The organism is Sphingosinicella humi (assembly GCF_003129465.1).
Lineage (GTDB): Bacteria > Pseudomonadota > Alphaproteobacteria > Sphingomonadales > Sphingomonadaceae > Allosphingosinicella > Allosphingosinicella humi.
On the sequence record NZ_QFFF01000001.1, the window covers coordinates 1,231,484 to 1,244,171 of the forward strand.

Consider the following 12,688-nt stretch of genomic DNA (forward strand, 5'->3'; position numbering starts at 1 on the left):
GGGAGGGATTGCGCACCCCATAGCGGCATCGCCGGGCAGCGTCACCCCGCCCCCACATCGAGTTATTTGGCGCGCTTGAACATCCAGCTGATCGCCATGCCGTCCGGCGGCGTCTCTCCGGAGACGACGAGCTGCAAGCTCGAATGGGGCCGCGCCTCGCCGTCGATCCAAAGGCTGTCCTCCGTCCCCAGCCGCCCGCCGCGACAGCGGAACTGCCAGACGCCGCCGCCCTTGATGCGAAGCAGCGCGCCCTGACCGTCCGCGGTGGTGGTCACCTCAACGGCCGGTGCCAGATGGAATCGCACGGCGAAGGGAATGGGATCGCGCCGCCGGCGGCGGCCTTGCGGCAACAGCCTGTCCTCGCCCGTCAGCTCGGCGCCGTCGGCGCTGAGGCTCAGCTGGCGTTGATGGACCAGGCCGAGGCGGCGAACATAGCCGTCATGGCTGGCCTCCACCGTCACCGCGCCGGCATTGTCGTTCCGCGAAAGCTCCACCTGGCTTACGCCCTTGCCGAGGCTGCCATCCTCGTGGATCGCGGTGGAGTTGCGGTCGTCGAGAATCAGGGTCGAATGGGCAGCGCTGGTCCTCAGCCCCTGCAGAAGATCGGGAGGCAAGGTCGTGCGATCGCGCCCGACGCCGCCGCAATTGACGACGATCCGGTCGGCGCCGTCACTGAACTCGAAGGCGAGCGTGGACGCGCAGCCACCGCTCAGCGCGCGGCCGGGAGGCGGCGGCGCAGCGTCGAATATGGCAACGCTCTTCCTCGCCGCCAGGCGCTGATAGCCCCAACCCCGCGATTGCCGGAGGGCGCGCGTGTCAATCGCCGATCCCTCGAGGGCGGCGGAAACCCGACGTCTTGACGTCATGTTGCCGCCCTGCCAGCTCGACAGCGCCTCGTCCCCCAAAGTGGCCGACAGCAAGGCCGAAACCGAGCCCTCCAGCGCCTCGACGATCGCTTCAGGAACGTCGCGCCGCCCGGCATAATAAGCGGCGCGGAGCTGGCTCATCAGCTCGACCAGCTCAAGCTGCTCCACCGGCGACCGGCTGACCAGGCCACCATCCTCGTGCATGGCTCCGGCGAGAGCCCGGGCGAGACCACGCTCGCCGGCGCCAAGCCGCGCCGAGCCGCCCTGCACGACCAGCGCCGAGACGATGACCCCGATCCAGGCTGTGATCCGCGGCAGCCCGGCAGGGGCCTTGTCGGCGCCCTTCTCCAGGTGGCGGGCGCCGCGCGCCAGCGTGTTCAGCACCGCCGATCGGTAGACGAGATCATTGGAGGAGAGGATATAAGGCGCATAGGCCGCCCAGAAGAGTATCCGCCGGCCCCAAAGATCGGCCCGCCAGGCCCGTTCGCAGACTTGGTCGGCATAGCTGTCCAGCCATCGCCGGACCATCGACTGGGCGAGCTTGGCCCCCCGTTCCCGGGTCGCCGCGGCGGCGAGGTCGCGCAGCCAGGCGAAGCTTTGCAGATGGTCGGACAAGTCCGGTGCCAGCGTCGGATCGGCGAAGTCGAGCTTGGCGATCGGCACGCTCTTGCCGCCGAACGTCATCTGGCCGGCGAGCAAGGCCTCGCCTGCCGCCTTGTCGCCCGCGATCGGATCCTTGGGCACGGCGAGCAGCTTCAGCGGGAAACGTCCGCGGAGCCGGAAGGCGTGGAAGGGCGTGCGCCAGGCGAGCCGGTGGAGGCGGTAGGCGAGCCGCTCGGAGAGAGATACCCCGCGGTCGTCGCCGACCCGGATCAGCCGCTTGCCCTCACCGATCTCCTGTTCCCCCTGGGAGTGATCGATGCGTTCGAGCAGGCTCACGATCCGCGCAGCCCCTTTATATTCTCGGCGTAGCGCGCGGGCCCGCCCTTGAAGGTAGCGGTGCCGGCCACGAGGGCGTCGGCACCCGCTTCGATCACGCGCCGGCAATTATTCTGGTCGACGCCGCCGTCCACCTCCAGGTCGATCGGCTTGCCGAGCTTGTCGATCTGCTTGCGGATGGCTTCGATCTTGCGCAGCTGGCTGTCGATAAAGCTTTGGCCGCCGAAGCCAGGATTGACGCTCATGACGAGGACGAGGTCGACCTCTTCCAACACATAGTCGAGCATCTTGGCCGGCGTCGCCGGATTGAGCGACACCCCCGCCTTCTTGCCCAGCGCCTTGATGCGCTGGATAGTGCGGTGAAGATGCGGCCCGGCCTCGGGATGAACGGTGATGATATCGGCGCCGGCCTCGGCGAAGGCATCGAGGAAATTGTCGACCGGCGAGATCATCAGATGGACATCGAACGGCTTGGTCGTGTGCGGGCGGAGCGCCTTCACGACGGCGGGGCCGATCGTGATGTTCGGGACGAAATGACCGTCCATCACATCGACATGGATCCAGTCCGCGCCGGCCGCGTCGATGGCGCGCACCTCCTCGCCCAGGCGCGAGAAATCGGCGGAAAGGATGGAGGGCGAGATACGGACAGGCTGCGGCACGACCGAATCTTAACGCTCGCGATTCGCCGGGGCAAGGAAGCGGGCCGACTTATCCCCGGTTATTTGCGCCTGAACCGAGCGACGAAGAATCCGTCGGCACCGCCCTGCTCCTCAAACGCGCCCGGGAGGATGCGGAGGATGCCGTCATTGGGGCGGACGCCGGCGGGGAGTTCGTCCAGGGTGACGGGGTCGAGCGCGAAATCGGTCCGGCTGGCCAGGAAGGCGCGGGCGACCTGCTCGCCTTCCTCCGGCTCCAGCGAGCAGACCGAATAGACGAGGGTGCCGCCAAGCTTCAGCCAGTCGGCGGCCCGGGCGAGCATCGCCTTCTGCCCCTCCGCCAGCTCAGCGATGGCGCGCGGGCGGACGCGGTGGAGGACGTCGGGGTGGCGACGGAAGATGCCGGTCGCGGAGCAGGGGGCATCCAGCAGGATCGCCTCGACCGGAGCGGGTGGCTGCCACTGCATGACGTCGGCGACCTCGACCTCCGACTTGAGGCGGGTCCGGTCCAGATTCTCGCGAAGTCGTGCCAGACGACTTTCGGAGGCATCGACGGCCGTCACGTCGAACCCGGCGGAGGCGAGCTGCATCGTCTTGCCGCCGGGCGCGGCGCAGAGGTCGAGCGCGGTGCGGCCTTTGCCCTCTCCGAGCAGGCGCGCGGGCATGGAGGCGGAAATATCCTGAACCCACCATTCGCCTTCGCCATAGCCGGTAAGGCCGGCCACCGCCGTGCCCCGCGCCAGCCGGAGATGGCGCGGCATCAGGCCGACGCCCTCCAGGCCTTCGGGAATCCGATCGGCGGCGAAGATGAGGTCGAGCGGCGGCGGCACGGCAAGGGAACGAGCGGCGGCGCGGGCGACGGCGCTGCCCCAAGCCTGTTCCCAACGCGCCTCCACCGCCGGCGGGAGCGTCGGCGTTTCAGGGAGCGTCGCCTTGCGCCGCATGAGCGCGCTGAAGACGCCATGGACAAGGCGACGCGGGCCGCCGTCGACCAGCGACAGCACGGTCGAGATGGCGGCATGATGCGGCGTCGCCATCGCCAGCGCCTGGACCAGGGCGATGCGGAGCGCGAACCGCGCCTTGGCATCGTCCGGCAACCGCTTCTTAGTGGCGCTATCGATCAGAGCATCGAGATCGGCCAGGCGGCGGAGCGTCTCGGCGGCCATCGCGTGGGCGAAGGCTCGATCGTCGCCGCGGTCGAGATCGCGCGCGGCTCCGTCGAGCGCCGCCTCGAGCGGCAGGCCCTTGCGAAGCACCGCGTCGAGCAGACGCAGCGCGGCACGGCGCGACGCCGTGCCGGGAGGAAGATTGTCGCTCAGTCGTCGCGCCCCAGCGGATCCAAAGCGCTCCTCGGCCGGCGGCTCCTGGGCACCGAAGCCCTGGCGGGCGGCAGCGTAGCGTCCGTAACCGGCGGAGGCGAGGCGAGCCCCATTTCGTCCGCTATGGCGTGGAGCGCGGCGATGCGGTTGCCGGTGTCGGGATGGGTCGAGAAGAGATTGTCGCGCCCGGTGCCGCTGGGCACGATGTAGAGGGAGGCCGCGGCCGGATTGCGCAGGCTCACCGGATTGGGAATGCGCGCGGCGCCCTGCGCCAGCTTGGCGAGGGCGGATGCCAGCGCGCGCGGGTTGCGGCTGATCTCGGCGGCGCCGCGATCGGCACTATATTCGCGGGTGCGGCTGATCGCCATCTGCACGATCATCGCGGCGAAGGGCGCGATGATGACGGCCGCGATCATCGCCAGCATGTTGCCGCGATTGTCGCCGCCGCCCCGGAAGAACAGGCCGAAATTGGCGAGGAAGGAAATGGCGCCGGCGATGGTCGCCGTCATGGTCATGATCAGCGTGTCGCGATTCTTCACATGCGCCAGCTCATGCGCCATCACGCCGGCGATCTCATCGCGGCTGAGGATATCGAGTAGCCCGGTGGTGGCAGCGACCGCGGCATTCTCCGGATTGCGCCCGGTCGCGAAGGCGTTGGGATGGGGGGAGTCGACGATATAGACTTTAGGCATCGGCAGGCCCGCGCGGGAGGCAAGCTGCTGGACGATGCCGACGAATTCGGGCGCGGTGCGGCCATCGACCTCGCGCGCCTTGTGCATCTTGAGGACGATCTTGTCGGCATTCCAGAAGGTGAAGAGGTTCATCGCCGCGGCGGCGATCAGCGCGATCACTGCGCCGCCCGATCCGCCGAGCGTATAGCCAAGCCCCATGAACAGGGCGGTCATCGCCGCCAGGAGCAGGACCGTCTTGAAACCGTTCATCTTGCCTCTTCATCCTCCAGGCCCGAAATGTGGGATGAAACGTCCCTCAGTTCAATCGGAAGCCTCATGGCCGGAACGCGCCCACCCCATTTGAAGCCGCCCAGGCACCTCTCCAAGAGTCCGCCGGTGCCGAAGCCGGAAGCGACCCCGCGGCAGGCGGAGCATGGCGGCCCGAAAGGCGAAGAACCCACCCGCTATGGCGACTGGGAAAACAAAGGCATCTGCTGGGATTTCTAGAAGCCCTCGGCCCTGAGCGGCCGCGACAGCAGCGCCTCGACGACCTCGTCGACCGAGGCTTCGCTCCGGAGCAAGGCACAGACGGCCGCAACGATCGGCATGTCCACGCCCATAGCTTCGGCAGCCCGTTTGAGGACAGGCGCCGTGTGCGCGCCTTCGGCGACCGTGCGCCGGTCGGCCAGCAGCTCGGCGGCGGCGCGGCCTTCGCCCAGGCCCTTGCCGAGGCTGAAATTGCGCGAGCTTTCCGACGAGCAAGTGAGAACGAGATCGCCAAGGCCCGACAGGCCGGCGAGCGTCTCCGCCCGAGCTCCCCGCGCCAGTCCGAATCGGGTCATCTCGGCGAAGCCGCGCGAGATGAGCGCCGCGCGGGCGTTCTGGCCGAGGCGGCGACCCTCGACAACGCCGCAGGCGATGGCGAGGACGTTCTTCACCGCCCCGCCAATCTCGGCGCCGACCACGTCGTCCGAAAGATAGGGCCGGAAGTTCGGGCGGGCGAGGCGGGCGCTGAGCGCTTCGCCCAAGGCGCGATCCTCGACCGCCAAGGTCACCGCCGCCGGCTTGCCGATCGCCACTTCATGGGCGAAGGTCGGCCCGGAGAGGACGGCGATGGCGGCATTGGGCTGCGCTTCATGGGCGACGTCGTGCATCAGCTTCATCGACGCCTCCTCCATGCCCTTGGCGCAGAGGATGAGCGGCCTGGCCCAGCCATCGAGGCCGCCCAGCACGGCCCGCATATGCTGCGCGGGCGTCACCACCAGCAGGGCATCGCAAGCGCCGAGATCGGCAAGATCGCCGGTGGCCCGAATGGCCGGGTTGAGCGGGTAGCCGGCGAGGAAGGCCGCGTTCTCGTGCGCCTCGTTGATGCTGCCGACGACCTCGGGCTCGCGGGCCCAAAGCAGGGTTTCCTCGCCGCCTCCGGCCGCGACCTGCGCGAGCGCCGTGCCCCAGGCACCGCCGCCGATCACCCCCAGTCTTCGGATCATGCCTTCACTCCAGCGCCGCGCGCTTTCTCCGCAGTGGGGTCGAGCGGCCAACGCGCCCGTGCCGGCGCGTCGAGACCATCCGTCAGCCCCGCCTCGAACCGCAGCGCCCCCGCCCAGGCGATCATCGCGGCATTGTCGGTGCAAAGCCAGAGCGGCGGAGCGACAAAGGGAAGCCCGTACACCGCCGCTAGATCGGTCAGCGCAGCGCGGATGGCCTGGTTGGCAGCGACCCCGCCGGCCACGACGAGGGCAGTCGCGCCTTCCGATCGTTCGAGGGCGCGCCGGGTGCGATCCACCAGACAGTCGACCACGGCCTGCTGAAAAGAGGCGACGATGTCTTCGGGGCCGTAGCGGCCCGAATCGCGGGCCCTCAGAACGGCGCTCTTCAGCCCCGCGAAGGAGAAATGGGGCTCCTCCGACCCGACGAGGGGGCGCGGCAGCGGAACCGCCTGTGCGTCGCCTTCAGCCGCCGCCCGTTCGACGGCCGGGCCGCCGGGAAAGCCAAGGCCGAGCAGCTTGGCGCTCTTGTCGAAAGCTTCGCCCGCGGCGTCGTCGATGGTGGTGGCGAGGCGCCGATAACGGCCGACGCCCTCGACGAAAAGCAGCTGGCAATGGCCGCCCGAGACCAGCAGCAGCAGATAGGGGAAGGCAAGGCTCGGCTGCGACAACATCGGCGAGAGTGCGTGGCCCTCCAGATGATTGAGCGCGATCAGCGGCTTGCCGCAGGCGAGGGCGAGGCCCTTGGCGGTCACCAGCCCCACCATCACGCCGCCGATCAGGCCGGGGCCCGCCGTCGCGGCGATCGCGTCGACCTCGCCCAGTGCCACGTCCGCCTCCCGCAACACATCCTCGACGAGCGCCGGCAATATCTCGACATGGGCGCGCGCGGCGATCTCCGGGACAACACCGCCATAAGGGCGATGCTCCGCCTCCTGCCCCGCCAGCCGGTGGGCGAGGATGCGCCGATCGGACGTCACCAGCGCCGCCGCGGTCTCGTCGCAGCTCGATTCAATACCAAGGATCAGGCTCATCCCGCTTCCCTGCCACCGGGGAAGCCGCTAGCACAAGCGCCCATGCCACGCCTCTTTCGCATCGGAACCCGCGGATCGCCGCTGGCGCTCGCCCAGGCCAGGCTGGTGGCGGACGCGCTGCGCGACACGCTCGACCTCGGGCCGGAGCAGATCGAGATCGTCCCCATCACCACGACGGGCGACATGATTCAGGACCGTCCGCTCGCCGAGGTCGGCGGCAAGGCGCTCTGGACCAAGGAGCTCGACCGCAGCCTCGCCGAAGGGCGCACCGACCTGTCGGTTCACTCGATGAAGGATGTCGAGACCTTCCGCCCGGACGCGTTCCGGATCGCGGCGATGCTACCCCGGGCCGACGTCCGCGACCGGCTGATCGGCGCGCCAAGCCTGGAAGCACTCCCGAAGGGCGCGCGGGTCGGCACGTCATCGCCCCGGCGGGCGGCTCAGCTACTGTCGCGGCGCCCGGATCTCAACATCGTGCCCATCCGCGGCAATGTCGCCACCCGCCTTCGCAAGCTTGAATTGGGCGAGGCCGACGCGACCCTGCTCGCTTCGGCCGGTCTCGAGCGGCTCGGCCATCCCGAAATCGGCGTCGTGCTCGACGGCATGCTCGCCGCCCCGTCGCAAGGCGCCATCGGCATAGAGGTGCTGGCCGACAATAATGCCGTCGCCGGGCTGGTCGCCGCCATCGGCCATCGCCCGACGGAAGTCTGCGTGGCGGCGGAACGGCGGCTGCTGGAAGGGCTGGGCGGCGACTGTCACGCGCCGGTGGCGGCGCTCGCCGAGTGCGAAGATGAAGCGGTGCGGCTGCGGGCCGAGATATTGACCGGGGACGGTACCGAAGTCTCGCGGGGAGAGGTGCGCTTCGCCCCAGGCGATCGCGAGGCGCCGCTGGCCCTGGCACGGCGCCTGCTCGACGAATCCAGCCCGAAATTGCGGGCCCATTTTTCGGGATGACTTGCCTGCTGATCCTGAGGCCGGAGCCGGGCGCTTCCGAGACCGTCGTCCGGGCACGGTCGATGGGGCTCGAGGCGCTGGCGACACCGCTCTTCTCGATCCGACCGCTGAAATGGGATCCGCCCGGGCCGGAGACGGTGGATGCGGTGATGCTGACCAGCGCCAACGCCGCGCGGCACGCCGGCATGGCGCTGGCCGCGTTCACGCATCTCCCCTGTTACGTTGTCGGCGAGACGACGGCGGAGGCAGCCCGCGTCGCCGGCTTCAGCCACATCCAGACCGGCCCGAGCGACGGCGCGGCGCTCCTCGGCATCATGGCCGAATCGGGTGTCGCCCGCGCGCTCCATCTTTGCGGGCGTGACCATATCCCGCTGCATCACCCTTCGGTCTCCATGGTGCGGCGGGTCGTATATGCGGCCGAGCCGGTGAGCCCGCTCCCCTTGTCCGTCGTCGCTGCCCTTCGCAGCCGAGCCCTTGTGGCGCTTCACTCGCCGCGCGCGGCCGCCCATTTCGCAGCCCTGGTCGACGCAGCAGGCCTGGACCGCGGATCGATCGCGCTCGCGGCGATCAGTCAGGCCGCCGCCGTCGCCGCCGGGGAGGGATGGCGGGACATCGCGGTGGCGAAGGCGCCACGAGACGCCGCATTGCTGGAGCTTGCCGAAAAGCTGTGCAAGACTGAACATGTCGGGCAGGGATAGGACATGCGGATGGATTATGAGCGGGTCGACGGTGCCGGCACTGCCAAGCGATCGCTGCTCGGCATCCTGCTCCTGCCGCTGATCGCCTTCATCGCCGGCCTCGCGGCGATGGGCTGGCTGCTCGTCCATTGGGACGCTGCCGCCGAGTTCCTGGGCATCCGGCCGGCCGAGCCGCCGACTATCGCGCAAGTCACCCCGGCCCCGGTCGCGCCGATAACGGCCCCGGCGACGACGACCGGCGAACCCGAACGCCTCGTCATCGACCCGGAGATCACCCGCCGCGTCGTTCAAATCGAGCAGCGCATCGCCGCCATCGACAGCCAGTCCCGCCAGGCGGTCGGCAATGCCGACCGCGCCGAAGGCCTGCTCGTCGCCTTCGCCGCCCGCCGCGCGCTCGATCGCGGCGTGGCGCTCGGCTATATAGAAGGCCTGCTGCGGCAACGGTTCGGCGACACCCAGCGCCAGGCGGTGGCGACGATCATCACGGCCGCGCGCCAACCCGTCACGTTGGAAGACCTTCAGGAGGGACTCCAGGACGCCGGCGAGGCGCTGACCGGCGCCGGTCCGGACCAGAATTGGTGGGACGCGCTCAAGGCCGAGCTTTCCAGCCTGGTCACAATCCGCAAGGCCAACACGCCTTCGACCTTGCCGGCCGAACGGCTGCGCCGCGCCACCCGCCGCCTGGAGGCCGGACAGGTCGATGTCGCGCTCGCCGAAGTGCTGCGCATGCCGGGGCATGAACATGCGCAAAGCTGGATCAACGACGCCCGCCGCTATGTCGCCGCGCGCCGGGCGCTGGACACGATCGAGACGGCCGCCCTGCTCGACCCGCGCAATCCACCCGCGCCGCCAGCGATGCCCGCTCCGGCTCCGCCGCCGGAGCCGGTCCGTCCGGAACAATCTGAGTGAAATCTGGAGCGGGCGAAGGGATTCGAACCCTCGACCCCAACCTTGGCAAGGTTGTGCTCTACCCCTGAGCTACGCCCGCTCGGCGGATCGCCTCGCTTCGATGCGGGCAATCGAGGCGCGGCGGTTAGCATGGGGTATCGGACCCCGCAAGCCCTGAATCGACAACCAGGACGAGGGTTGGCAGACCCCGCCCACATCCCACATAGGGACCCAAGCCAAACGGGAGAATATAGGTGGCCACTTTGGGCATGAGCGCGGCCGAGAAGGAAGCGCTGGAGACATTCAGGCGCGACGTGGTCGAGCCCTCGATGACCAACCTCGTCATCGTCGATTTCTGGGCCGAATGGTGCGGGCCCTGCAAGCAGCTCACCCCGGTCCTCGAGAAGGCGGCCGCCGACTATGCGGCCAAGGGCGTCAAGCTCGTCAAGATCAACGTCGAGGAGCAGAAAGTCATCGCCGCCCAGTTCCGGGTGCAGTCGATTCCCACCGTCTACGCGATTTTCCAGGGCCAGCTCGTCGCTGACCTGACGCCGGCACGGACGGAAGGACAGCTTTCCGGCGCGCTCGACCAGCTTCTCGCCCAGCTTCCGATCCAGGGGGAGGCGCAGCAAGCCGAGGCCGAGCTCGCGCCGCTCATCGCCATGGGCGAGCAGGTGCTCGGCGAGGGAGACGCGCCTCGCGCCATCTCCATTTTCCAGCAATTGCTGGACATGGCACCGGATCATGCCGAGGTGATTTCCGGCCTCGCCCGCGCTTATGTCGCCGCCGGCCAGATGGACGAGGCGCGGGCGCTTCTCGATGGGGCGCCCGAATCGGTCGCCAACGATCCGGCGATCGCCCGCGCCCGATCCGCCCTGGATCTGGCCGGCGCGGCTGAGCCGGACGTCGACACTCGCGGACTGACGGGCCGAATCGAAGCCAACCCCGACGACCTCGAGGCTCGCTATGAGCTCGCCGGCGCGCTGATGGGCCGAGATCGCGATGCCGCCGCCGACCAGCTTTTCGAGATCATCGGCCGCGACCGCGAATGGAACGAAGGCGCGGCGCGCAAGCGGCTGCTCCAGCTGCTGGAGGTGGTCGGGCTGGAGGACCCCTGGGTTTCCCAGCAGCGGCGCCGGCTTTCCGCGATACTCTTCACCTGATGGAAGGCTCGACCCTTTTCCGGGTTCCGATCTTCCCTCTCGCGGGGGCGCTGCTCTTCCCGCGGACGCAATTGCCGCTCCACATCTTCGAGCCGCGCTACCGCGCCATGGTACGAGACGCGCTGGCCAGCGACTCGGTGATCGCCATGATCCAGCCGAAGGATGAACGCGACCCGCCCGGCCTGTTCGAGATCGGCTGCCTCGGCCGCATCGTCGGTTCGGAGGAGCTGGCCGACGGGCGCTACAACATCGTCCTCGAAGGCATCGGCCGCTTTCGTGTCGCGCGCGAGGCGGAGGTCGAGACACCCTATCGACAGGTCGATGCGGACGTGGCCGGTTTTGACGACGATGCCGAGCCCGATCCGCTGCCCAGCATTCAGCGGGCGGAGGTGGAGCGCGAGGCCAAGCGCTATGCCGAGGCGCTCGGCTATGTCGTCGACTGGGACGCGGTCGGCCGGCTCGACGACGAGATGCTGGTCAACGGCATCGCCCAGATCGCGCCGCTCGATATCGGCTCCAAGCAGGCGCTGCTCGAAGCGGGCGATCTCGCCAGCCGCGCCGACCTCGTCGTCCAGTTCATGCAGTTCCAGCGCATGGCGCCCGGCGGCGCCGACGGGCCGGAGACGTTGCAATGAGCCTCGATCCCGCGCTGCTCGAAAAACTTGTCTGCCCGGTGACGCGCACGCCGCTTCGCTACGACCCGGAGTCGAATGAGCTGATCTCGGAAGCGGCGGGCCTTGCCTATCCGGTGCGTCAGGGCGTCCCGGTGATGCTTGTGGAGGAAGCAAGCCCGCTAGATGGGCAATCCGCGTAATAGCAACGGCATCTCGCCGCTTTCGCCCCGCGCTTCGGCCATCAGCCGGTCCTTCAACGGCCGGATACGCTGAACGGCGCTCATGCCGAAGCGGCGTACGGCCGACGCGGTCTTGCCGGGAATGCCATAGAGGCGGGTGAGACCATCCGTCGCGGCGGCGACCATGAAGGTGTCGAGGCTGCGCCAGCGTTCATAGCGCCCGAGCAGCTGCGCGTCGCCGAGGTCGAGTCCGAGTCGCGCGCCCTCCACCAGGACCTGTGTCAGCGCCGCCGCGTCGCGGAAGCCGAGATTCAGCCCCTGCCCGGCGATGGGATGGATGCCGTGGGCGGCGTCGCCGACGAGCGCCAGTCGCTCGCCCGTAATGGTGGCGGCATGATGGAAGCCCAGCCGATAGCTGCCGCGCGGTCCGGCGATCTCGATCGGCCCCAGGAAGCCGCCCATTCGCTTCTCGATTTCCGCGGCGAGGGCTCGATCGGGAAGCTCGAGTATGGCGGGCCCGTCCTCGGCCTTCACCGACCAGACGATGGCGGAGCGGTTGCCCGGCAGCATCGGCAGGATCGCGAAGGGACCGGCCGGATAGAAGATTTCATAGGCGACGTTGCCATGGCCTTTGGCATGGGTGACCGTAGCGATGATTGCCGTGTGATCGTAGCTCCAGCGAGCGATCGGGATCTGGGCCGCCTCGCGCGTGGGCGAGGCGCGCCCCTCCGCGCCGATCAGCAGCGGCGCGCCCAGCAGCCTGCCATCGTCCAGCGTCACGCGCACGCCGGCGCTATCGCGCACGACGTTCACTGGCCTCGCCGGCATGGCCAGGCTTACGCTCTCGGCGGCCAGGGCTGCCTCGCGCAAGGCGGCGCGCAGCAGGCGATTCTCGAACATGCGGCCGAGCGGATCGTCGCCCTCGGGCGGATCGAAGACGAGGCCGCCCGGCTCCAATCCGTCGCTGACCCGGATCGACTCGATCGGACAGCCTTTCCCCGCCAGACGCTCGCCGACCCCGATCGCCTCCAGCATGCGCCAGGAGGCGCTGGCGACGGCGGTGGTACGGCCATCATATTGCGGCGTCAGCGTCTTTTCGGGATCGGCGGGATCCACGACGATGCTGGAGAGGCCATGGCGGTCGAGCGCGATGGCGAGAGTGAGGCCGACCAGGCCCCCGCCGAGAATGATCACGTCCGCGCGGTCCATTTTCCCGCCTT

Annotated in this window: 14 protein-coding genes and 1 tRNA gene; 7 read left to right on the forward strand and 8 right to left on the reverse strand. The window is 69.1% G+C overall.

The window, feature by feature from the left end; genetic code table 11:
• Nucleotides 1–62 precede the first annotated feature (62 nt).
• From DF286_RS06015 to htpX, 4 genes are read right to left on the reverse strand one after another with little or no spacing between them, the layout of a single operon-like run.
• The gene (locus tag DF286_RS06015) at nt 63–1,805 is read right to left on the reverse strand and encodes a heparinase II/III family protein (RefSeq protein WP_243444738.1); all 1,743 of its coding nucleotides are present in this window, start codon (nt 1,803–1,805) and stop codon (nt 63–65) included.
• A complete protein-coding gene (gene rpe / locus DF286_RS06020; protein WP_109270608.1) occupies nt 1,802–2,464 on the reverse strand; it encodes a ribulose-phosphate 3-epimerase in 663 nt (220 codons plus the stop codon). Before rpe ends, DF286_RS06015 begins: the two co-directional genes overlap by 4 nt.
• 59 nt (nt 2,465–2,523) lie before the next feature.
• Entirely contained in the window at nt 2,524–3,780 is a 1,257-nt protein-coding gene (locus DF286_RS06025; RefSeq protein WP_109270609.1) for an RsmB/NOP family class I SAM-dependent RNA methyltransferase, read from the reverse strand.
• Nucleotides 3,777–4,721 carry a zinc metalloprotease HtpX gene (gene htpX, locus DF286_RS06030; RefSeq protein WP_109270610.1) on the reverse strand — a complete coding sequence of 315 codons (945 nt, stop codon included), beginning with the start codon at nt 4,719–4,721 and terminating at the stop codon, nt 3,777–3,779. The genes DF286_RS06025 and htpX overlap by 4 nt, the downstream gene beginning before the upstream one ends.
• Before the next feature lie 126 nt (nt 4,722–4,847).
• Here htpX and DF286_RS15565 point away from each other — a divergent pair, with 126 nt between their 5' ends.
• Complete coding sequence (locus DF286_RS15565) at nt 4,848–4,958, forward strand: DUF1674 domain-containing protein (protein WP_424141238.1); 111 nt, start codon at nt 4,848–4,850, stop codon at nt 4,956–4,958.
• On the opposite strand, the gene DF286_RS06040 is transcribed toward DF286_RS15565, so the two are convergent.
• Nucleotides 4,955–5,941 carry an NAD(P)H-dependent glycerol-3-phosphate dehydrogenase gene (locus tag DF286_RS06040; protein ID WP_109270612.1) on the reverse strand — a complete coding sequence of 329 codons (987 nt, stop codon included), beginning with the start codon at nt 5,939–5,941 and terminating at the stop codon, nt 4,955–4,957. The genes DF286_RS15565 and DF286_RS06040 overlap by 4 nt on opposite strands.
• Nucleotides 5,938–6,972 carry a tRNA (adenosine(37)-N6)-threonylcarbamoyltransferase complex transferase subunit TsaD gene (gene tsaD, locus DF286_RS06045; RefSeq protein WP_109270613.1) on the reverse strand — a complete coding sequence of 345 codons (1,035 nt, stop codon included), beginning with the start codon at nt 6,970–6,972 and terminating at the stop codon, nt 5,938–5,940. The genes DF286_RS06040 and tsaD overlap by 4 nt, the downstream gene beginning before the upstream one ends.
• A gap of 42 nt (nt 6,973–7,014) precedes the next feature.
• Here tsaD and hemC point away from each other — a divergent pair, with 42 nt between their 5' ends.
• Genes hemC through DF286_RS06060 form a run of 3 tightly spaced genes read left to right on the forward strand, consistent with a single transcriptional unit; the run spans nt 7,015 to nt 9,533 of the window.
• Nucleotides 7,015–7,926 carry a hydroxymethylbilane synthase gene (gene hemC, locus DF286_RS06050; RefSeq protein WP_109270614.1) on the forward strand — a complete coding sequence of 304 codons (912 nt, stop codon included), beginning with the start codon at nt 7,015–7,017 and terminating at the stop codon, nt 7,924–7,926.
• Nucleotides 7,923–8,624, forward strand: coding sequence for a uroporphyrinogen-III synthase (locus DF286_RS06055; RefSeq protein WP_109270615.1), 702 nt, complete (start codon nt 7,923–7,925; stop codon nt 8,622–8,624). The genes hemC and DF286_RS06055 overlap by 4 nt, the downstream gene beginning before the upstream one ends.
• Before the next feature lie 3 nt (nt 8,625–8,627).
• A complete protein-coding gene (locus tag DF286_RS06060) occupies nt 8,628–9,533 on the forward strand; it encodes a hypothetical protein (RefSeq protein WP_109270616.1) in 906 nt (301 codons plus the stop codon).
• A gap of 4 nt (nt 9,534–9,537) precedes the next feature.
• Here the strand turns inward: DF286_RS06060 and DF286_RS06065 are convergent.
• Nucleotides 9,538–9,612, reverse strand: a tRNA-Gly gene (locus DF286_RS06065).
• A gap of 154 nt (nt 9,613–9,766) precedes the next feature.
• On the opposite strand from DF286_RS06065, the gene DF286_RS06070 reads away from it, so the two are divergent.
• From DF286_RS06070 to DF286_RS06080, 3 genes are read left to right on the forward strand one after another with little or no spacing between them, the layout of a single operon-like run.
• Nucleotides 9,767–10,675, forward strand: coding sequence for a tetratricopeptide repeat protein (locus DF286_RS06070; protein WP_243444740.1), 909 nt, complete (start codon nt 9,767–9,769; stop codon nt 10,673–10,675).
• Nucleotides 10,675–11,310 carry an LON peptidase substrate-binding domain-containing protein gene (locus tag DF286_RS06075; protein ID WP_109270618.1) on the forward strand — a complete coding sequence of 212 codons (636 nt, stop codon included), beginning with the start codon at nt 10,675–10,677 and terminating at the stop codon, nt 11,308–11,310. The genes DF286_RS06070 and DF286_RS06075 overlap by 1 nt, the downstream gene beginning before the upstream one ends.
• On the forward strand, nt 11,307–11,489 hold the full coding sequence (locus tag DF286_RS06080; protein WP_109270619.1) for a Trm112 family protein: 183 nt from the start codon (nt 11,307–11,309) through the stop codon (nt 11,487–11,489). The genes DF286_RS06075 and DF286_RS06080 overlap by 4 nt, the downstream gene beginning before the upstream one ends.
• Here the strand turns inward: DF286_RS06080 and DF286_RS06085 are convergent.
• Nucleotides 11,469–12,677: an FAD-dependent monooxygenase gene (locus DF286_RS06085; protein WP_109270620.1), complete on the reverse strand. Its 1,209-nt coding sequence runs from the start codon at nt 12,675–12,677 to the stop codon at nt 11,469–11,471. The genes DF286_RS06080 and DF286_RS06085 overlap by 21 nt on opposite strands.
• Between the last annotated feature and the right edge of the window lie 11 nt (nt 12,678–12,688).

What these genes read in the sequence shown, in the direction of transcription:
- tsaD (WP_109270613.1), bottom strand. Translation starts at nt 6,972, where the DNA reads ATGAGCCTGATCCTTGGTATTGAATCGAGCTGCGACGAGACCGCGGCG.
- DF286_RS06085 (WP_109270620.1), bottom strand. Translation starts at nt 12,677, where the DNA reads ATGGACCGCGCGGACGTGATCATTCTCGGCGGGGGCCTGGTCGGCCTC.
- DF286_RS06075 (WP_109270618.1), top strand. Translation starts at nt 10,675, where the DNA reads ATGGAAGGCTCGACCCTTTTCCGGGTTCCGATCTTCCCTCTCGCGGGG.
- DF286_RS06080 (WP_109270619.1), top strand. Translation starts at nt 11,307, where the DNA reads ATGAGCCTCGATCCCGCGCTGCTCGAAAAACTTGTCTGCCCGGTGACG.
- htpX (WP_109270610.1), bottom strand. Translation starts at nt 4,721, where the DNA reads ATGAACGGTTTCAAGACGGTCCTGCTCCTGGCGGCGATGACCGCCCTG.
- DF286_RS06060 (WP_109270616.1), top strand. Translation starts at nt 8,628, where the DNA reads ATGCGGATGGATTATGAGCGGGTCGACGGTGCCGGCACTGCCAAGCGA.
- hemC (WP_109270614.1), top strand. Translation starts at nt 7,015, where the DNA reads ATGCCACGCCTCTTTCGCATCGGAACCCGCGGATCGCCGCTGGCGCTC.
- DF286_RS06040 (WP_109270612.1), bottom strand. Translation starts at nt 5,941, where the DNA reads ATGATCCGAAGACTGGGGGTGATCGGCGGCGGTGCCTGGGGCACGGCG.
- DF286_RS06055 (WP_109270615.1), top strand. Translation starts at nt 7,923, where the DNA reads ATGACTTGCCTGCTGATCCTGAGGCCGGAGCCGGGCGCTTCCGAGACC.